This is a genomic window from Xanthocytophaga flava (assembly GCF_030068545.1).
Classification (GTDB): Bacteria; Bacteroidota; Bacteroidia; order Cytophagales; family 172606-1; genus Xanthocytophaga; species Xanthocytophaga flava.
The window spans coordinates 12,874-33,681 of the sequence record NZ_JASJOR010000021.1 but is presented as its reverse complement, the minus strand read 5'-3'; the positions used below and the strand labels follow the sequence as shown (position 1 = coordinate 33,681).

Annotated in this window: 18 protein-coding genes; 7 read left to right on the top strand and 11 right to left on the bottom strand. The window is 38.5% G+C overall.

Annotation, left to right across the window (positions count from 1 at the left end; genetic code table 11):
• Positions 1 to 43: 43 nt before the first annotated feature.
• Positions 44 to 841 carry an SGNH/GDSL hydrolase family protein gene (locus QNI15_RS26060; RefSeq protein ID WP_314001840.1) on the bottom strand — a complete coding sequence of 266 codons (798 nt, stop codon included), beginning with the start codon at positions 839 to 841 and terminating at the stop codon, positions 44 to 46.
• Between the two features lie 42 nt (positions 842 to 883).
• Entirely contained in the window at positions 884 to 1,501 is a 618-nt protein-coding gene (locus QNI15_RS26055; RefSeq protein WP_314001841.1) for a MarR family winged helix-turn-helix transcriptional regulator, read from the bottom strand.
• A 115-nt stretch (positions 1,502 to 1,616) separates the two neighbouring features.
• Here QNI15_RS26055 and QNI15_RS26050 point away from each other — a divergent pair, with 115 nt between their 5' ends.
• Positions 1,617 to 2,564, top strand: a complete 948-nt coding sequence (locus QNI15_RS26050; protein WP_314034521.1) for a hypothetical protein — start codon at positions 1,617 to 1,619, stop codon at positions 2,562 to 2,564.
• 66 nt (positions 2,565 to 2,630) lie between these two features.
• Here the strand turns inward: QNI15_RS26050 and QNI15_RS26045 are convergent, their stop codons facing one another.
• Positions 2,631 to 3,587, bottom strand: a complete 957-nt coding sequence (locus QNI15_RS26045) for a nucleoside hydrolase (RefSeq protein ID WP_314034519.1) — start codon at positions 3,585 to 3,587, stop codon at positions 2,631 to 2,633.
• 514 nt (positions 3,588 to 4,101) lie between these two features.
• Here QNI15_RS26045 and QNI15_RS26040 point away from each other — a divergent pair.
• The gene (locus QNI15_RS26040; protein WP_314034517.1) at positions 4,102 to 4,371 is read left to right on the top strand and encodes a HigA family addiction module antitoxin; all 270 of its coding nucleotides are present in this window, start codon (positions 4,102 to 4,104) and stop codon (positions 4,369 to 4,371) included.
• Positions 4,372 to 4,448: 77 nt separating this feature from the next.
• Here the strand turns inward: QNI15_RS26040 and QNI15_RS26035 are convergent, their stop codons facing one another.
• A complete protein-coding gene (locus QNI15_RS26035) occupies positions 4,449 to 5,135 on the bottom strand; it encodes a 3-keto-disaccharide hydrolase (RefSeq protein ID WP_313986505.1) in 687 nt (228 codons plus the stop codon).
• 521 nt (positions 5,136 to 5,656) lie between these two features.
• On the opposite strand from QNI15_RS26035, the gene QNI15_RS26030 reads away from it, so the two are divergent.
• Both QNI15_RS26030 and QNI15_RS26025 read left to right on the top strand, forming a co-directional pair.
• Positions 5,657 to 6,178: a gluconate 2-dehydrogenase subunit 3 family protein gene (locus QNI15_RS26030; RefSeq protein ID WP_314034514.1), complete on the top strand. Its 522-nt coding sequence runs from the start codon at positions 5,657 to 5,659 to the stop codon at positions 6,176 to 6,178.
• A gap of 12 nt (positions 6,179 to 6,190) precedes the next feature.
• Positions 6,191 to 7,903, top strand: a complete 1,713-nt coding sequence (locus QNI15_RS26025) for a GMC family oxidoreductase (protein WP_314001851.1) — start codon at positions 6,191 to 6,193, stop codon at positions 7,901 to 7,903.
• A gap of 191 nt (positions 7,904 to 8,094) precedes the next feature.
• On the opposite strand, the gene QNI15_RS26020 is transcribed toward QNI15_RS26025, so the two are convergent.
• From QNI15_RS26020 to QNI15_RS26000, 5 genes are all read right to left on the bottom strand, one after another.
• Positions 8,095 to 10,386 (bottom strand): carbohydrate binding family 9 domain-containing protein, encoded by a 2,292-nt coding sequence (locus QNI15_RS26020; protein ID WP_314034512.1) that lies wholly within the window; start codon positions 10,384 to 10,386, stop codon positions 8,095 to 8,097.
• A gap of 73 nt (positions 10,387 to 10,459) precedes the next feature.
• Positions 10,460 to 11,290 (bottom strand): LytR/AlgR family response regulator transcription factor, encoded by an 831-nt coding sequence (locus tag QNI15_RS26015; RefSeq protein ID WP_314034510.1) that lies wholly within the window; start codon positions 11,288 to 11,290, stop codon positions 10,460 to 10,462.
• Between the two features lie 255 nt (positions 11,291 to 11,545).
• On the bottom strand, positions 11,546 to 12,949 hold the full coding sequence (locus tag QNI15_RS26010) for an MBL fold metallo-hydrolase (protein WP_314001855.1): 1,404 nt from the start codon (positions 12,947 to 12,949) through the stop codon (positions 11,546 to 11,548).
• A 152-nt stretch (positions 12,950 to 13,101) separates the two neighbouring features.
• Positions 13,102 to 13,902: a sulfite exporter TauE/SafE family protein gene (locus QNI15_RS26005; protein WP_314001856.1), complete on the bottom strand. Its 801-nt coding sequence runs from the start codon at positions 13,900 to 13,902 to the stop codon at positions 13,102 to 13,104.
• A 148-nt stretch (positions 13,903 to 14,050) separates the two neighbouring features.
• The gene (locus QNI15_RS26000; protein WP_314001858.1) at positions 14,051 to 14,356 is read right to left on the bottom strand and encodes an ArsR/SmtB family transcription factor; all 306 of its coding nucleotides are present in this window, start codon (positions 14,354 to 14,356) and stop codon (positions 14,051 to 14,053) included.
• Between the two features lie 150 nt (positions 14,357 to 14,506).
• Here QNI15_RS26000 and QNI15_RS25995 point away from each other — a divergent pair, with 150 nt between their 5' ends.
• A complete protein-coding gene (locus QNI15_RS25995) occupies positions 14,507 to 14,674 on the top strand; it encodes a hypothetical protein (protein ID WP_313986515.1) in 168 nt (55 codons plus the stop codon).
• A 54-nt stretch (positions 14,675 to 14,728) separates the two neighbouring features.
• Here the strand turns inward: QNI15_RS25995 and QNI15_RS25990 are convergent, their stop codons facing one another.
• The gene (locus tag QNI15_RS25990) at positions 14,729 to 15,598 is read right to left on the bottom strand and encodes an aldose 1-epimerase family protein (protein WP_314034508.1); all 870 of its coding nucleotides are present in this window, start codon (positions 15,596 to 15,598) and stop codon (positions 14,729 to 14,731) included.
• Positions 15,599 to 15,812: 214 nt separating this feature from the next.
• Between QNI15_RS25990 and QNI15_RS25985 the strand changes: the two genes are divergently transcribed.
• A complete protein-coding gene (locus tag QNI15_RS25985; protein ID WP_314034506.1) occupies positions 15,813 to 18,317 on the top strand; it encodes an AsmA family protein in 2,505 nt (834 codons plus the stop codon).
• A gap of 186 nt (positions 18,318 to 18,503) precedes the next feature.
• Entirely contained in the window at positions 18,504 to 19,319 is an 816-nt protein-coding gene (locus QNI15_RS25980) for a TerC family protein (protein ID WP_314001864.1), read from the top strand.
• Positions 19,320 to 19,375: 56 nt separating this feature from the next.
• Here the strand turns inward: QNI15_RS25980 and QNI15_RS25975 are convergent, their stop codons facing one another.
• Positions 19,376 to 20,788, bottom strand: a complete 1,413-nt coding sequence (locus QNI15_RS25975) for a DUF5723 family protein (protein WP_314034504.1) — start codon at positions 20,786 to 20,788, stop codon at positions 19,376 to 19,378.
• Between the last annotated feature and the right edge of the window lie 20 nt (positions 20,789 to 20,808).

The following is a 20,808-nucleotide window of genomic DNA, read 5'->3' as shown; positions in this document are numbered from 1 at the left end:
AAACAGGGTAACATATCTAGTTACCCTGTTTTCAGTTTGTGACTCATTCATATTTTTTCAAAAATGTAAGTCGCTGGCTTACTTGTCTGATCCACTCCCGTGCCATAAGTTCATGTCCGGGAACAGTCGGATGTATACCATCCCACATCCAATAATCCATAGAGGCTCTATGAACTGCCTGATCGAAAACGGGCTGGAAGTTTACCAGAACTGCCTGATATTCATTTGCCAGTTTTTCTACTACTTTTTGCCGGGCCCGAACATCTTCATGCCATCGTGTCCATTGTTCTTTGACTTTTTTGAGCGGTAATACAAATGGAGAGCATAGTACAAAAATAACATCTGGAAATTTTTCCTTGGTTTGAGTTAGTAACATACGATAGGTACTCTCAAATTTATCTATCGTAATGCCTGGTTTCTGGCCAATTGCTGCATAGCTATCATTGATTCCTATCAGAATGCTAAGTACATCTGGCTTTAGATCCAATGTATCAGTTTGCCAGCGGAGGGCTAGATCTGCTACTGTATTGCCACTGATACCTCTATTGAAAAATAGCAGGTTTTTATCTGGAAAATCGGCCCCTACACGGCTGGCAATAGAAAAGGCATACCCATGTCCCATGATATGATTAGGATCATCATTACGGCCACGATTGCCATCTGTAATCGAGTCTCCCTGAAATAGTATAACTAATCCTTTTTTAGGAGGTATATGTCTGAATGCGTTTTCGGATGCGAGAGAAATAGGCGAAAGGCCAGAGGTTAAGCCTACTCCTGCAAAGGTTATTTTCTTAAGAAAGCTTCTTCGTGTATTGGTTGAAGTGGTACTAATTATATCCATAAAGGTAGATTTTCTATTGAGACAGAATCCTGAAATGTATTTTTATTCTTTATCTGCTTGGCAAACTTGTGTATACATATTATCAAAATCTTTGTTTTTGAGTTCTATTGCCAACTTGGAATGCTTCTCTTCTATACCTTTCAGTAAATGAATACAAAGTTGAATAGAATCCTCATCCAGATCTCCTAAAACCATCTCACTGGCTTTTGAGGCATACTCGTAGCAATCTGCCAGCGTCTTTCTTCCTTTCTCTGTTAAACTAATGAGTTTAGCTCTTCCATCTCTTTCATCTGCACGTTCCTGAATCAGGTGTTCTTTCTGTAGTCGGGTAATGGCCTCCATACCTGTTGTATACTCCATCAACAAATAATTAATCAGTTCTGTTTTACGTACTTCACCTAAAAATGCGAGCCCGTTAAGAAAATAAAACAAGTCAGGAGAGGGTAAATTTGTCTTGTTCATTGCTGCCTTGTGATAAAGGCTAAATGCACTGGTTATACGTCCTAGCGTCTTAAGCAACAGACCTCTGCTTTGAACACCTGCTGGTTGGGGTTGCTTGTTTTGAGAAAGGAAAAATCTGCAAAAGTCATCCAGATTTGAATTTGGATGCTTCTCTTCAAATGCATCCCAGGCTATTAGAAGTTGTACTGCTTTATTCATATTACTAAAGATATATCGAAAACGATGTAAATATACGAAATAAATAGTGAAAATATTGTGTTTTATATCTAAATAGATGTATATTTGTACTTTATACATCTATTTAGATATAAAAATGAGCCGTAAACTAATTTTTGGTATTTATCCGGGTGGGACTTCCGGTACAGAAGCAGGATTAACTGTAGCAAAGCCAGATAATGCTAGTCTAGTAAATGATGCTTTGGCAAAGTTGCAGGGTAGTCTTTCTCTATTTTTGGTAAGATGTTATACTAGCTTTGGCAGTACGAATAAATGGACTCCTGCAAATCCGTTACAATATCTTAATAATGGAAGGAAGATGGATTTGGTAGTAGGATACCAATCAAAGGAGGGAGATATAGAGGGATGGATAAATTTTATAAGAAATATAATTAACCAATATGGGAGACATTTAGCAAAAGTGCAGATTACAGAAGAGCCGAATCTGCACAATATCCCTGTTGTGGATGGGGACTATCCTAGAGTCAGGGAAGCGGTGGTTAAGGGGGTAATTGCAGCAAGAGAAGTAATTCGAAAAGGAGGGTTACCTATTGAGGTTGGCTTTAATGCTGTTCCAACATTTGATCCTGCAAATGATTTCTGGAGAGAGATTGGCCGATTAGCTACACCTGTATTTTATGAGTCACTGGATTATGTGGGATTGGATTTCTTTCCAGATGTATTTCGTCCTGTGGCTCTCGATGAATTGAAAGAGGCTGTTCGGTTTGTGTTAAATCATTTCAGGTACATCAGTCTGGCAGAGGCAAATATTCCATTTGTAGTACCTATACATATTACTGAGAATGGATGGGCAACTTCTCCTGAACGTTCAGCAGAGAAACAGGCAAAGGTACTTGAATGTGTAATACGGGCGATTCATGAATACCAGATAGAAATGAATGTGACGCATTATGAGTTGTTTGGCCTCCGAGATACAGATTCTCAGAACCCTAACATATTTCATCAGTTTGGTATTATGCAGGATGACTATACACCAAAACCTGCCTTTGCTATGTATCAAAAACTTATAGCTGAATTGGGCTAATAGAGATATTTCTTTGTGATAAGCATACTTGCCAGATAATTTTGTCTGACAAGTATACAGGCTGGGTTATGTAGTAGGATTCTGGTTAAATTTATCCAGCAGATAGGTATAAAAGTGATCTTTGGTAACTCCTGTCGCAATCGTAACCCACTGTCCGGAACCTGGTTTCCGATAAGTTCTACCTGCACCAGGTCCGGAAGATAAAATGTCTATTTCAATAGTTTCTGTAGTAAAGGCTTCCGGAATAGCCAGATAGCTAGTCGCTAATACATCCCACATAAAATAGGTATAGTCATAAGATGGGATGGTATCTATAGTAGTTGCCCAGAATTGACCAGCCAGGTCTGAATAAAAGTGATTGGATTGTAATGCCAGACGTTTTAAAAAATCAAATGTTACAGGAACTGCATTCGTCGCATCCAATGGAATAAATGTGAGCGGCAAAGAATATTGCAGAAGCTTGGCAGAAGAAATAGGGTCCCAGAATACATTCCATTCGGCTGTTCCATCATGGTTAAAGGTTCTTACGTTTCCAACCACATCTATTGCTCCTGCCATCCATACTACACTACCTATTTTTTGTGCCAGAGATGGATCTTGTGCTAGCACCTGGACTAGGTTGGTACAAGGACCTGTCAGCAGTATGCTTACAGGAGCTTCTGCCTCTTTTAACTTTTGAGTGAGCAATACCTGGCTTGATACAACTGTAGATACAGAAGCCGTGGTATCAATAGTGATAAGTAAAGGAAGCGCATTTAGTATTTTGGGTCTGGCCCTCCACTCTGAAGGAAATGCATTAATACCATGTAAATTGCCCAAGCCAACAGGTATATCTAATCTACCTGCTTTTGACAATAGTTTTAATGTGGTTTCTACTGCATTTTCTCCATAACAATCTGCAGGTGTGATAGAAACCCCTATTAGGTCTACATTATCCATCAAAAGTAGTAATACCATAGATAAAAAATCATCAGCAGAGCCATCGTGATCTAATAGAACAGAAATTTTAGCAGAAGTTGTCATGCTCATTGAATAAGTTGGTTCGTAAAGTGGAATGATATATCAATTAGTAATAGGCAGACGTAAATAACTTAGCTAAATAGGAAAAATAATTGATAGTATTCTTATCTTTTTCTATCTGTGGATCTGTATAAGGTTAATTGTAGATTCTCTTTTCTCTAAAAAATAAAATCGCCTTACCGATAATCCTTAAGTAAAGGGTGTTCCTGTATTTTCTATTGCAATTATTCTATAGATTATAGTATTTATTACTTGGCTGTAGAGAATGGCTATCTGAATAAGATCTAAATTCTATTAAGGCAGATTATTTATATACTATAAAGTTTGAGGTAAGGTTTTATATGAATAAGAGGTTGTTATTTATATAGAAAATATGAAATTGAAACATGAAAGAGTCTAATCTCTTTGTTGTACAGACAAATTAAGTAAATTTGCTAAAAGTAACTGTTGGTATAGTAGTCCAAATGCAGTTGTTTTTTAAGTCACACTACCTTTCCTCGCTGTTACTATGATTATTATGCAGAAAATGACAATCCATCCGGGGCTGATCATAAAAAGTTATTTAACTCAGGGACAGATTTCTTCATCGTTCGCAGCTCAGAAAATGGGTATGCACGCAAGTCAGTTTTGTGATATACTGAATGGGAAGAGAGATTTGAATAGCCGTGTTGCCTTATTATTGGAACAGGAGTTCGGTTATTCGGCACGAGAGTTAATGCATTTGCAGGCTGAATATGATCTGGAAAAAGAACGGAACCTGTTGACTAAGCAGGGATTATTACCCTAACTTCATCTTTGTTTAAAAGAGAACCCTCCCTTATCCAGTCATATTGATCGGATAAGGGAGGATATAAATTTTGGGGATTATTTTAATTCTTTGATTTTAATATTTCTTAGATAGATAGGTGCTCCTGCATGTTTACCTTGAAAACCAATATGACCTTTTAGTGGTAGTTCTGCCAGCGGATTGCTTAACCAGGATGGGATTTCGCTGCCATCTGGATTGGTTTTACCAGAAGTGAATTTACTCATATCACATTCATTTACCAGTTCTCCATTTAATACTACCCAGATTTTTCTCCCCACACAGGTTACCGTATAGTGATTCCACTCACCTGCTTTCTTTACTGCTTTTTTGCTCGCTGCCTGATGCCCAAATACAGCTCCACATTGCCAGTTGGCAGGGGCTTTAGACCATTGTTCTGAATAATCATCCGCTATTTGTATTTCTACGGAATTTGGTATCCAGTCTTCCAGATTACTGGTGTGCACAATTACTCCACTGTTAGTTCCGTCTGCATTTTTAAATTCGAGATCCAGTATAAAGTTCTCATACATATTTTTGCTCCAAAGGGCCTGATCTTCCGTTGCAGTAAACACTCCTTCTGATACACTCCATACGCCTTTTGGATAAATAGCATTGGTAAGGTCTGAGGTAAATAATTCATGCCAGCCTTTTTGAGAGGTATTTGGATGTTTGGTGTAGGATTTCTGTGCAAATGACGTGTACACACTGCATAGCAGTAGGACAATAAGAAAGCTTTTTTTCATGAAAGTAAAGTAGAAATTAAGTTAGTGCAACAAAAATAGAAGTCCTTTTACTATTTGAGAAAAGAGTTTACACTTTTGTATATAGCTTTTTAATTTTTGGCACTATTCCTGTGTAGACTTATATAATTTATTGAGGTATTGACGATTTAAGTGGGTATTTGGTTTTTTATAGCGATCTGAGAATAGACTTGCAGTGATTTTGGATTCACAAATAAGTAAATAAATGCAGCAATAATAATTACCTGAAAGTTGCTTGATTATTTGTTTGGCAAGTTTGAGAGCTGAAGGAGAAAAAACTATAAATAGGGATAATGCTAATAAAAAATATAATAATCTCTGATAATTCTTCTATTTGATGTATCTTTCGAGGAAATAGGAAATTTTTTGTTAACATCTTCTCCGCCTTTCCAGGTGAGGCAGGTAAGATTAACAAAAAAGGATATTTCTGTTACGAAAGACATTTTGGAGTGTCTGAACAAGGCCTATATTAAAAGCAATCTCTTTATTACAACTCCTAAACAATGAAAAGAAGAGCAGCCCTGAAAAATGTGGCAGTGGCTTTTGGCGGACTGGTAAGCCTTCCTGCCTGGGCCGAAAATTGGAACGAAAGATCTGTATCCCTTAGTTCATCGTATTTTTCTCCTAAAGAAAGTGTATTACTGGCTGAAGTGACCGAAACAATCATTCCGGTTACAGATACGCCTGGTGCAAAAGAATTGGGTGTACACAATTTTATTCAGAAGATCGTGGCCGATTGTATGGATAAGAAGAACCAGGAATTTTTCTCCAGTGGTTTGGCTGCTGTAGATACAGCGGCGCAAAAGAAGTTTACCAAGTCATTTGCTTCCTGTGATACCGGACAACGAATCAGTGTATTAAACGAAATGGAAGCCAGCCCTGATCAGAAGGGTTTTTATTCAATGGTAAAAGGGCTGACCATTCGTGGATATCTGACTTCTGAATATGTGATGACTAATCTTACCCACTATGAAATGGTTCCAGGTCATTATTATGGCTGTGTTCCTGTTTCTCCTAAAAAATAATCTACCAAAGAAATGGCAAATATCGCAATAGATGCAATAAAAGAAGTTACCTACGATGCTATTGTAATCGGATCAGGTATTAGTGGTGGCTGGGCTGCAAAAGAACTAACAGGTAAAGGTCTTCGGACACTGGTATTGGAACGTGGAAGAGATGTAAAACATATAGTGGATTATCCTACTACAGTGACTAATCCATGGGAGTTTGAGCATAGAGGACAATTGCCTCTTGAAATTCGTGAACAGAATCCTATCGTGAGTAAGTGTTACGCTTTTTATGAGGGTACTACACACTTTTTTGTAAAAGATGCTGAACATCCGTATGTACAGGAAAAACCGTTTGACTGGATAAGAGGCTATCAGGTAGGAGGGAAGTCTTTGCTTTGGGCTCGCCAAACACAACGGTGGAGTGACTTTGACTTTGAAGGTCCGGCTCGGGATGGATTTGCTGTAGACTGGCCTATCCGATATGCTGATCTGGCTCCTTGGTATAGTTATGTAGAGAAGTTTGCAGGTATCAGTGGAAACAAAGATGGATTGGCTACATTACCGGATGGAGAGTTCTTACCTCCTCATGAGTGGAACTGTGTAGAAAGCTATTTTCAGAAGCAGATGGCTGGCCATTATAAGGATCGTCATGTAATCATGGGACGTGCGGCTCATATTACCAAGCCTCAACCTATTCACTTTCAACAAGGTCGTGCTCAATGCCAGCATCGTACCATTTGTGAACGTGGTTGTCCGTATGGCGGGTATTTTAGCAGCAATGCTTCAACTATTCCGTGGGCTGCTAAAACTGGTAAAATGACACTACGCCCTAATTCAGTAGTACACTCCATTATCTATGATGAAAAAAAAGGTAAAGCAGTAGGAGTAAGAGTGGTAGATGCTACTACTCATAAAATGATGGAATTTTATGCTCGTATTATCTTTGTAAATGCTGCTGCATTAAATACCAACCTGGTTTTATTAAACTCTACTTCCAGTCGTTTCCCGAATGGATTAGGTAATGATAGTGGTGTATTAGGTAAATATGTGGCTTTCCATAACTACAGAGCACGTATCTCTGGAGAATATGATGGAATGCTGGAATCTACTACAGATGGCCGTCGTCCGAATAGTCCTTATATCCCGCGATTCCGTAATGTCTATAAACAGGAGATGGACTTCCTGCGTGGATATGCGGCAGGATTTAGTGCCGGACGTATGAGTCATACCAATCAGGATGGTATTGGGGCAAGCCTGAAAGCGAATCTGGTGAAACCTATTCTGGATGGATGGTATGTAGGCTCTCACATGATGGGAGAAACCATTCCAAAAGAAAGCAATTTTGTGGCACTAGATAGCAATCTGAAAGACCCATTTGGCATTCCTCAATTGCGTATTTCTGTAGGATATGATGACAATGATGATAAAATGGTGAAAGATTATATTGAGCAGATGACAGAGATGTTCACCATTGCTGGTTTCAAAAACATCAAAGCTTCAGACTCAAAGCAGGCAGCAGGTTTGGACATTCATGAAATGGGAGGTGTGCGTATGGGTAAAGATCCTAAAACGTCTATCCTGAACAAATGGAACCAAATGCATGCCTGTAAGAACGTATTTGTAACAGATGGAGCCTGCATGACCTCTACTTCTACACAAAATCCATCATTGACCTATATGGCTATGACTGCTCGTGCTGCTGACTATGCCGTAAAAGAAATGAAAAAAGGTACTATATAAGATAAAAATAAAATCCTTAACAAAACGTCCTGCCAGTACTATAGTACTGGCAGGACGTTTTGTTTTATCTGTTTTTTCGTACAGGCTCCAGATGTACTTTATTCTGATAGTGCTTCTGAAATAATAGCTTAGTGATTTCATCTCTGGATTATCAAAGTTTTAGTCGTCTTGTCCGTTGAACAGAACTTCGCTCAACTACTTTTATGACCAGAATGTTTTTTGTATAAACGCCTTGGTTGAAAAGTAAAGAAGTATTTTAACAAGATAGTTTGTTGGTCAGATAAAGGATGGATTCGTCCTTCTACTTGCCGGTTCGATAACAGATTCTCATTCCATACAAGGTAGAGATCGTGTCCATCTCCAAAATTATATCGGAAGCGGGCATTGGTAAAGAACTTTTGTTCATTGCTATTGTATTGAATATTTACACTCGCTGAAAAATGAAGATCCAGAGCATAATTAACTTTCAATCTTCCAATGTGAATGGTGTTGTATAAATCTTTATCTGGAAAACGAAGGTAGGTAAGATCATATCCTGTCTGTATCTCCAGATGTTTGCCCATGCTGAAAATAGGGCTGAAGCTGAAGAAAAATTTACGACCCCCATAAAAGCTACCTTCTCCTATTCCAACTGGCAACCTAATCTTATGGGCAAGTGGAGGTAAAATAAGCAAAGATGCTGAGGAGAAGTTATAACGCCCCGGTACAATAACTACTTTTTTGCCAAACTCTAATGTGTCTGTAAGATACTCATAATAGGTAGCAACAGATACATTCCAATTGGTTCCCAGAAATGTATTGGCATTCCATGACATTCCTGCTGTAAGACTTTCTAATTTCCCTGTTTGTGCATTCCAGTAGCTATTACCTTGAGCCAGTGTCCATCTCTGGTACTGGAACAAACCTTTTCGACCCTTGGAAAACTTGCCAAAATGAAGTGCACCAGCTATTGCGTGAAAGTTCGTTCGATCTACAAATCCAACTTCCGGATTGAAGTCTTTTCCTGAGAATATATAATTGAGACGGTGTATCCATCTTGTTCTCTTCCGATTTTCCCACAGTACAGATAATCGGCTTTGGCCTATGGCATTTGCTTTTGATTTACCTGAAGTATAGGTTACTGCATTAGCAAGTGAAAATAAGAGATACTGATTTTTGATAATGTTTAGCAGTGCATCTGCTCCATAGGTATAATTCTGTTCTTTGGCACCAATACGACTGGTAAACATCATTCCTGCAAAGCTTCGATCATTTACTACTTTATGTCTGAGGCGAAATACACCAAAATTCTCCGTAGCTGATGTGTTGGCAGCCTCTGAGGAAGGAGATGCTGATTGCATTGTCAATAAACCAATATCTGTTCGGGTTCCTAACTTGCCTGTAAGACGAAGGCCGCCATAAATTTGAGTAAGCTTACCATCATCGATTCCAATGCGTCTACTGTAAAATAGTTGGCTTGCATCACCCAGATTAAATTCAAATAACCCTGCTTGTTCCTGAAAGAATAACCGTCGTTCAGGAAAAAAAAGGCTAAACCGACTTAGGTTTACCTGTTGTATATCTGCTTCTGCCTGGGCAAAGTCCGGATTAATAGTTGCATCAAGTGTCAAATAAGGCGAAACTCCAATTTTAGCATCAAGGCCAAGTTGTATAGTATTTTTTCGATCTGGTATAAAGTTATTTTTAGTTTTATTCCATAGTTGTTGTCGGGAGGTACTTGTAGCTATGTATGGAGTGAGCAGAAAAAGAGAAGGATGGGGTAGATCCTTAAATAGGACGGGTTGTTTAACAGATGGTTTGGTAATCGCATCAATGACATTGCGTGAAATCGCAGGAAATTGATGATATTCTTGTATGTATTGAATGGCACGGGTAGCACTAATAGCCATTTTTACTTCCCCATTGGCTCCTTCACGAAAACGAAGATTATATAAAGGAATCTTTAATTCAAAGAACCAGCCTTCTTTGTTTATTACTGTTTTTGCTTCCCAAATCATATTATAGGCACTGTTAAACGTACTGCTTCCCAGTTCGATTGCGTCTTTTGAAACCGCCATATCATAGCGACTCCCCAAGGGATAAATAGAAAAAACGAGTGCGTTCTGATGGTCGAAGCGAGAGTCAAACTGAATAGTTACCCAGTCATCTCCACGCCAGCCATCACGTGTTAATGTACGGGCTACAATGGTGCTGGAGTCTTTGGTGTAACATCTGCCAGCAACATAGACAAACTGGTTGTCGTGTGTAATAAGCAGTTCTGTTTTTTCAGTTAGCGAAGTACCCCATACAGGTTCAAACACTACAAATGGAAAGGGAGGAATAGTTTGCCAGGCAGCTTCATCACTGAGACCATCCAGTATAATGGATCCTTCCAGTTTTTGAATCTCTAAAGGAGGTTTACTAAGATAGGTTGTGTCCTGAGCATATAATACTCCTGTGAACTCTATTAGAAAGAGTGTAAGCAGATAAGTTGTAGTATGCATTGTTTTACCGTTTTTCAGCAAAAGAATGCGTCATTTATGGCTCTGAAAAATCAGACAGGGAGAGAGGTTGCAATTACAGGGTATTCGGTGAAATGGTTTTGTAACGACGGCTCATGCGAAGCTGATCACCGGTGGTTAGGGTGACTAGTGCATCTCCACTGGACTGGGCCTGTATTTTATGAACATACTTGCGATTGACAATTATAGAACGATGTATTCGTTGAAAATCGACAGGATCAAGTTGTGTTTCCAGTGATCGAAGAGATTGGTAATTGACAAATTTTCCAAGTTCGGACACAAATGTTACAGTGTTGTTGTCAGACTCTATCCAGAATATCTTCTGTGTAGGTATATGTGTGGTGACAGATCCATTTTTGACAGAAACAGTAGTTATAAAGGAAATGTTTTCAGAATGGGATTCAGATTGAAAATTTATAGAAGAAGTTGTATCATAAGATGCTTGAAACTGCAATGATATGTAGGTAAGTCCAACTATACACCAATAGCAAATGAAGTTAATCAGGATGTTATTTTGAAGTACATTAAATGTCCAACTTGTTTGATTGTCTGTGCACCCAAAGACTAAGCATAAAATTGCATTGATACTAAATCGCACAAAAATCTGATTGATAATGCATACCACAAGACCTGCCAGCAGACTTTTTACCCAGAGGAATTGTTTGCTAAAGTAGTGTTGGGTTTGTTTGCTAAGGAAGGGTATTGCTAGAGTCCAAAAGATCATACCACTAAGCCAAGTAACAAAGGTTCTGACTGTGCAGATATCACCTATTTTTACCTGAAAGATATACGCAAGTCCAGCAGAGAGAGACAAAAGGATGGCAATGATTCCCAGACAGTTACGGGATATAATATTTGAAGGAACCGGGTGACTGTTTGCTAACATTGGCTGAATATAGAGTAGAACAAGGTAAAAGGAATACCCTTCAAAATAATAGAAAATAGTACTGGATTTTTGGGAAAATGAACAAACGGTGCAAACACAGGATGAAGAATAAATGGAGTGTCTGATCTCCAGATAATAGAATTATAAGGGAGCAGTTATTCAATAAAACGTAAGAAGTATTCTAACTTATTTATTTTATAACAAACATAAAATAAATAAGTTAGAATACATGTAAAAGAGAAAATGTCTACCTTATCACAAGGTAGAAGGACATGTATAACTAGTCTTGGGTATGTTGGTTTGTGCAATAGCTTTAAATCCACCAGCTACATCAATGATATTGTCATATCCTCTGGCTTTGAGAATCGAAGCGGCAATCATAGACCGATATCCTCCTGCACAATGAATATAAACAGGCTCTGCTTTGGAAAACTCAGCCATATGTTCACTCAGATAGGCTAACGGTACATTCTCTGCTCCTTCCATATGCTCTGCTTCATATTCACTTTGCTTACGTACATCTTTTACCTGTAAGTTACCGTTCTGAAAGCGGGAAGCAAATTCATCGGCAGAGATTGATTCAATCTGATCGATTTCTTTTCCAGCTTCTTTCCATGCTTGTATACCTCCCTGTAAATATCCCAATGTATGATCATACCCTACTCTGGACAAACGGGTGACCACTTCTTCTTCTCTGCCTGCTTCCACTACCAGCACAATGGGTTGATTGATGTCAGTGATCAATGTGCCTACCCAGGGCGCAAAATCGCCATCAATGCCAATGTTGATCGAATTGGGGATGAAATCGTCTTTGAATACCTGAGGCTTTCGTGTATCGAGAATCAGAGCATGCTGTTCGTTGACGACTAGTTCGAATGTATCTGCATTCAGAGGAGTCAATCCTCGCGATACAACCTTTTCTACACTTTCATAGCCTTCTTTATTAAGCTGCACATTCTGTGGGAAATAGTAAGGAGGAGGCAATAATCCATCGGTTACTTCTTTGATAAACTGATCCTTGTTAGTAGCTTTCAGAGCATAGTTGACTAGTTTCTGATGACCCAGTGTATCAGACGTTTCCTTGCTCATATTCTTACCACAGGCACTGCCTGCTCCATGGGCTGGATAGACAATCACGTCATCAGGTAAAGGCATGAGTTTGGTATGTAATGAATCATATAGATAACCAGCCAGATCTTCCATGGTCAAACTTGATTTTTGAGCCAGATCCGGGCGTCCTACATCCCCAATGAAAAGCGTATCCCCGGTAAAGACTGCCTGATAGTTGCCTTGTGAATCAATCAATAGAAAACAGCTCGATTCCAGGGTATGTCCGGGAGTATGCAGTACCCGAATGGTGAGTTCTCCGAGTTGAAACTGCTGATTATCTTTAGCAATGATGGCTTCAAAGGCAGGATTGGCATTCGGACCATAAATGATAGAAGCTCCGGTTTGTTTGGCTAAGTCCAGGTGACCAGAGACAAAGTCTGCATGAAAGTGGGTTTCAAAGATGTATTTGATGGTAGATCCATTTCGTTTGGCTCGTTGCAGATAGGGTTGCACTTCTCTGAGCGGATCGATTACAGCCGCTTCTCCCTTGCTTTCGATGTAATAAGCTCCCTGAGCTAAACATCCTGTATATATTTGTTCGATTAGCATGGTTAGGTTTTGTTTGATGAAGAATGACACATTGGGATATCTATAAATACTATGACCAAAATACTCTCAAACCATAGATAGCTATTCTCAAATTGATTTATCGTTTACTAAAAGTCGTTATGATTCTAAGCCTGTTTATGTAGTAATTATCATTATTTCAGAAATAATTCTTTTACAATTATGTAAAGACCCATTACTAGCACAAACCAGCCAAAAGCAGGTTTAAGCTGTGTACCACTAATTTTAAAAGAAAGCCGGCTCCCAATCAGAATTCCAACCAGTGAAATAGTTGAGAATACAAGCAAAAATTTCCAGTCAATTACATCGCCCCAATGAAGACTGCCTATAAAACCAACTAATGCATTTAATGCAATAATGACCAGAGAGGTTCCAATAGCTTGTTTCATGGATAGATGCGTTAACAAAACCAGAGCAGGTACAATAAGAAATCCACCACCTGCACCTACCAAACCTGTTATTCCACCTACCAGTATCCCTTCTAATATAATTACTGGATAACGCAAAGATGCCTCTTCCTGTTCCTCTTTTTGCAATAGCCTTGGTTTATGTATCATAGAATAAGAAGCTAGTAGCATAACTATAGCAAAGAATATGAGTAGAAAAATAGATTTTGTTACTATAAAGTGACCTATAGTTCCCAATGTTTCAGGGATCAGTGGTACTATTAGATGTCTGGTAGTATAAACACTCAAAAGAGAGGGAATACCAAACAACACTACAGCTCGCCAATGAATATTGCCACGCGAAATATGACTAAATGATCCTATCAGACTGGTCAGGCCGACAATGAATAATGAATAAGAGGTTGCTACAACACTGTCTATGGCAAAAAGATATACCAGAATAGGAACAGTGAGAATCGATCCTCCTCCTCCAATCAATCCAAGAGACATTCCCATTAATAAAGCACCCAAATAACCAATGGTTTCCATGCTTATACAGCAATATAGTATTAATTAAAAATAGACAGCAGTATCTACACTAATTTTATAGAGATTATCTATTATATGAAGAAACCTTCATATACAAAGTCAAAAAAAACAGCTCTTTTCATAGCTGTTCTTACTCTTTATAGATTACTTACAGAGAACAATCACAATTTTCAATACAGGCAATCAATTTCAGGATATCCTTATCTTTAAGAGAATAATAGACATTCTGTCCTTCTTTTACATAGTGAAGAATTCCTCGTTGTTTCAGCACAATCAAGTGGTGCGATAAAAGTGATTGCTCACAGTTCAGAATCTCACACATGTCATTCACACTCATACGTTCCTGTGTGCCTAATAAATCAATCACTGCCAGACGTGTAGGATGCGCAACTGTTTTCAGAATCGTTGCCACTTTTTCCAGTCTTTCTCTATTGATCTGAATAGTTGGTTTCATCTGTGTAATCATTAGTCTGACAAAGGTATATAGTTGAACGTATAGGAAGAAATATTCGTGAATATTTTGTGAATGTAGATAACTGGCATAGTATTTTAAATATAACCTGTCAGAGAGCTTTTGATTAATTATCTAAACTGAGGAACGACTATGGCAGCAATTATTATTATCCTCTCTATACTCACTGTAGGTGTGTATATAATAAACGTGAGTTTATTGTCTCATAAAGACAACTATAATCAGTCAGATTTTAAAACATATTGGAATGGAATGAGGGAAAAGCAAGGCCGCTACACTACTGCTACTCGCAGAAGATAATACCCACAAAGAAATAAATATGGTAGAGGGGAAATACTGGCAGTTTGACTCTTGTTAAAAGAGAGTCAACTGCCAGTTTTGTTTCCAGCGGGATTGAGTTGATAATTTTATAATACCTTCTTTATAAGGAAGTTGTTGATTTGTTGATACAGGGTCTGCTATACCACACCAGGGTTCCAAGCACACAAAGTTCGCATCTTTAGCTCCCCAGATTCCAAAGAAAGGAAATCCCTCAAATGCCATTTCCAGCCCATGCTCCGTTTTAGCAGAAAGTAACGATATACGGGATGACTGCAAATGCTTGAATACCAGAGCATCTTTGTAGAATAAAGATTTTTTCAGAGGTAATGCATCAGTCTCTCCTAAAAACGGTTCGGGCCTGTCTTCTATTAAACCGTCAGCTGTGATAGGCCACACATTTAACATCTCTGTTTTTTCAAATTGCAGAAAATAATCCTCATATGTAGTGTCAGGAACCAAAGGGACATTAAAAGCAGGATGGCCTCCCACAGAAAAATACAGATCTTCACTTGCTGGGTTTACAACCTCATAGGTAACAAGTACACGATTATCCTGAAGTTGATAGTGTATTAGAAACTCGAATACAAAAGGGTATATTTCCAATGACTCCATATCAGAAGTCAACGCGAACGTAATGGCATCTTCCTGTTGTTGGGATACAATAAAAGAACGATCTCTGGCAAACCCATGGCGGGAGAGATGATATGCTTTATTATTAAAGTAGTAAGTGTTTTGTTTGAGCGTACCTACTATCGGAAACAATACAGGCGACTTTTTGGCCCAGTAGGCAGGATCTGCCTGCCACAGGTATTCCAGTTTATATTGTTTATGAAAAATACTGCTTAGCTCGGCACCTTTGGGATTAATAGTTATTTTGAGTAACTCATTTTCAATTGTATACATAGATAGTTAGTATTAGTGATAAAGACAGATTGGCGCTAAAAATAAGTAAATCTTTGAGCATCTATGCCACCTAACTGTATTTTTAACCACAATGAAGTGGATTTTTCAAGGTACGGCATATGAAGGGTATGTTTTTTTAATTGGTCTACAGACTGTACCTTTGCAGAATATTTGTGTCCTTCTCTTATTTTGACTTTTATTTCCATTCCTGATTGTGAGTCGCTCTTTACTTTGGATTAAACGACTATTTCTTTATGGCGGTAGTACACTAATAGGATTAGCCGTACTGCTAACTATAATTATACAGGTTTATCAGGATGATATTATTCAGAAAATTATTGTAGAGGTTAACAAGGGTCTGAAAACCAGAGTTGAAATTGCGAAGATAGAAGTGTCTCTCTGGCAAAATTTCCCCCATCTTTCCATTGTCTGTCAGAATATTCGTATACAAGGATCTCTGCCTGCCCGTTCTCAACAACTGGCTCAGGCAGGAAACTTATCCTTTTTGTTTAGTTTAAGTAACTTGTTTGGAGATGATCTGGCTATAGACCAGATTATACTTCAGGATGCAGAAGTACAGTTATATACAAATGCAAAAGAGGAAGTGAACTATGATATTGTTAAGTCTTCTTCTGATAAACAATCTTCCTCTTCCAATGATGTACAATTTGATCTGAGACGTATTCGTCTTCAGAATGTGAAGTTTTCATATATAGACCAAAGTATAGCACAGGATCACAGATTTCTTATCCAGAAAACAGATGCCCGGTTATTTGTAAAAAATGAAGATTACCTGATTTATCTTAAAGGAGATCTGCAAAGTCAGTACGTGCGGACTGGAAAAGACGCTTATTTTGTAAATAAACAGTTACATCTTAACAGTGAGATGCAGTATGATTACAAAAAACGTAAACTTCTGATTCAGCCTTCACAAGTGTTTGTCAATTCTTCTGAGTTTCAGGTAATGGGTTATCATGCGGCCAAACCACACTCTTTTATTGATCTTCAGATTGAAGGAAAAAGGACAGATATACAAACTATAACCTCATTGCTACCTGAATCTATTTCTAAAACTTATGCATCTTATCAGAGTCAGGGTGAGATATACTTTAAAGGGTCTGTAATAGGATATACAGAAGGACGTTCTATTCCAAAAGTAGATGTGCAGTTTGGTTGTCGTAATGCATCTATATATGAAACAAGGCTAAAAAAGCGAATAGAACAGGCAAACCTGACTGGTGCATATAGCAATGGAAATAAGCAAAACCGATCTTCTTCTTCACTGACATTGAAAAATATAAAGGGTAAACTGGATGGAAGGTCTTTTTCTGGAAATGTTTCACTGCAAAACTTTAATAATCCACATCTGGCGTTTGATTTTAGAGGAACCTTAGATATAGGTGCAGTTACTGCATTTTTTCCCTATGGCATTCGGGATGGCTCCGGATTACTTACCGCCAATTTCAGATTTGAAGGTAATCTAAGTGATTTGCGTAGTCAGTTGCAACGACGTTTTGTCAGAACTTCCGGAACCATTCAGTTAAACAATGTGGCATTTACATTGACTCAACGGCCACTTCGTTTAACCCAACTTTCTGGTGATTTCTCCTTTAATCAGAGCGATCTGGTTATTCAACGTTTTTCAGGGTATGCCGGGAACTCTGATTTTCAGTTAAAAGGTAGGTTTGAAAATATCTTATCCTATTTGTTGCTGGATGATCAGGCATTAAGAATAGTTGCAGATCTTCAGTCTGGGTTATTGAATCTTGACGAACTGCTTGCCGAAAATCCTACAAAAGTCGCACAATCTACTACTCAGTATCGTTTTCGACTTTCCCGCCAGTTAGATCTGGCATTGACATATCAGGTAAATAAAATGCATCTTCGGCGTTTCCAGGCTCAAAATATACAGGGAGATCTGGATGTACATGACGGAGTAGCCCGCAGTAAAGGTATACAGCTTCAGTTAGCCGATGGAACTATGAATCTGAGTATAGGTATGGATGCCAGGGAGCCGGAACAGGTACAACTGAGTACTAATGCAGAACTGAATAATATTCAGATTGACAAAGTCTTTTACATGTTTGAAGATTTTGGCCAGGATTTTATTCGTTCACAACATGTACATGGGAAGGTAAATGCACATATACAAACATATCTGGTGTTAAATGAACATCTGATTTCTGACAACAAAAAACTGGTAGCAGAAGCCTTTACCACTATTCGGGATGGGCAGCTAGTCAACTTTGAGCCTATGCAAAAGTTGTCCCGATTTATCAAGGCAAGTGAACTGGCTAATCTGAGGTTTGGGGAGATGCAGAACAATATTCACATAGAAAAAGGGAATGTGTTTATTCCCTTAATGGAAATTAATTCCAACATCGCTACTATATCTGTACAGGGTACACATTCGTTTGATAATGTAATGGATTATCATTTACGTATACCTTTAAAAACATTTTTTCAAAAAAGGAAAACAGTGGAAACCTCTTCGCAGACTTCTGGTGGCACCAATCTTTTTCTACGTATTAATGGCACCGCCGATAATTATAAAATTGGGTATGACAGCAAAGCTATGCGGGACAAAATGAAAGTAGACATGCAGGCCCGAACCACAACAGAAGAAAAGAGTAACACCCGTCAGAGTTTTCTGACTCCAGCTAAACCTGCTAAAGTTTCTGCTCCCAAACCTAAAGAGGAAGAATATTTTGATTTCTGATGGAATGTTTCTGAATAATTAATTTTCAGGTTCTTACTGTTGATGTAAAAGATGAAATTTGACAAAACTGTCAGGTTACTGAAACTAAATTTGGCCATCAACCTGTGATATGATAGCTTTGCATACTATTCGAAAACTTTCGACCATTCAAAACCGTTTTTTTAAAGTCACATTTAATTTTCTCCAATGAACTTTGAAGTTCTGCTTACTACTGAAGGATTGGTCAGTCTGTTAACTCTGACAGCGTTAGAGATTGTACTAGGGATTGATAATATTATTTTTATTTCTATTCTGGCTGACCGTTTGCCTCGTGAAGAGCAAAAGAAAGCTCGGTCGACAGGTATTATACTGGCACTTTTTGTTCGTATCGCACTTTTATTCGGCATATCCTGGCTGGTAAGTCTGAAAGACCCTATAATTACCTTATTAGGACACGGATTTAGTGGCAGAGATTTGATATTGTTATCAGGAGGGTTATTCCTTCTGTATAAAAGTACAACTGAAATCCACGAAAAACTGGAGGGAGAGGAAGAAACTGTATCTGACAGTAAACGCAGGCTGAGTTTAGCTTCCGCTATAGTTCAGATTGTATTAATAGATATTGTTTTTTCATTCGATTCTATTCTTACCGCTGTTGGTTTGGTAGATCAGGTAATCATCATGGTTACTGCTGTTGTCATTGCATTAATCATTATGCTTATTTTCTCTGGTGCCATTGCCGACTTTGTGAATAAAAGGCCAACTATTAAAATGCTTGCTTTATCATTCCTTGTAATGATTGGCGTTTTACTTGTTGCTGAATCTTTTGGTGCACATGTACCTAAGGGATATGTATACTTCTCTATGGCTTTCGCTTTAGGTGTTGAAATTCTAAATCTGCGTATGGCTAAGAAAAGTGGACGTCCTGTACGATTACACAGTCCATACCGGCAAACAGCTCAAGAAGAGGAGGATAGCAGGGAGATACCCAAAAAAGGTAAAGATCCAATTGAAGCAAAATGATATGAAAAAATCCCTCTAAGAATAAATTCAGAGGGATTTTTTATATCTGAGCTGTTTTATTCCTCATTTTCAATTTTACCGATTTTAAACCGGAGTACTCCAAAAAGAGCTGATACATAAGGATTCTTTTCTGTCAGCCAACCATTAACACTGCGTGTGCCAAATCCAAATTCGTATGCTCCAAAGTCAAAGTTAATGCCAGCTGGTACATTTACTCCATAGCCGGCTCCTGAGGTAACCCCTGTGTTGATTCGAATAAAAGATGCAGGTTTGTATCCAATGCCTACACCTGCATAGTATTCAGGCAGATTACCCGCTACATCATTTAAGGGAAGAGCAACGTCAGCTCCCAGATCTAACTTTTCGTTTGGCAAAAATCCTATTCCTGCACGAAGTTGTGTTGGCAATGAAGCCGTATAAGTACCTCCTGACTGATAAGTAAGCATTCCATCTCCCAAAACTGTAGCCGCCTGGCTAAAAATATTAAATGTTTGCATGCCATCTGACTGGATAGGTCGCAGAGGTTGATCCTGTGCCTGTAACAGGTTATTTTTCCATTTGATACTTCCCAGGTCGGTAACAGACAAGCTGGCTTTCACTTTCTCTCCAATGTCTGCAGATAAGCCAATATCAAAGCCATGTCCTGTACCCGCAGGCTTGTAAAAAGGGAAATTTCCTTTCTCTGATACGTAAGTGAAATTTGGATCACTTGTTGGCAAATCTCCATAATCAACGCCAAAGACAGCTGACATCGCATTGTAAGCCCGCAATTTACCATCCTGTGCAACAAAGTCTAGAACGCCGATTCCTTGTATATACTTATATCCAAGGCCAACTGCCAGTTTCCAGTCATCCTGTTCAAGTACTGTTATGCCATAGGCAAGATTCCATTCATTGAATGCTGCAATTTGTAGTTTGCTTCCTGAAAACGCACTGGATACAATAGGTTCATTGCCCAGTACCTTATCCTGAAAGGTGGGATCTTGATAGATAGAAGCATCTTTCCCCAAAAAAAGGATTTCTGCAAACGTTTTATTGAGGCCTATATGAGTGAGTACTCGCTGTCTGTTACTAACCGCAAAGCCACCAACTTTAGGTATTTGAATTGAGAAACCCCAAAGAGTTACATCTGTAGTTAAATTGAGTGCATTTGTATTGGCAAAGGCATCTACAAACGATTGTCTTTCTTCAGATGTCGGAGTTTCATCAATAGCTGTAATAAACTTGTTGAGTTGAGACTGAGTCAATGACCTGGAGCCAAGGCCTGCACCAAGTTCTCCAAATGAGAAGGCCACTTTGTAAGTGTGTTTGATTCCGAGATTAGCAGGGTTAATTCCAATACTTTGATAATCTCTGGCAAATGCATTTACAGCTCCTGCATGAGTTGTAAATACGCTTTTTTCATTCTGAGCCCAAAGGGTGACATGAGCAAAAATGAGAATGATTACCAAAAGTAAAATGGATTTCATGGAAGAGGCGGTTAAAATGA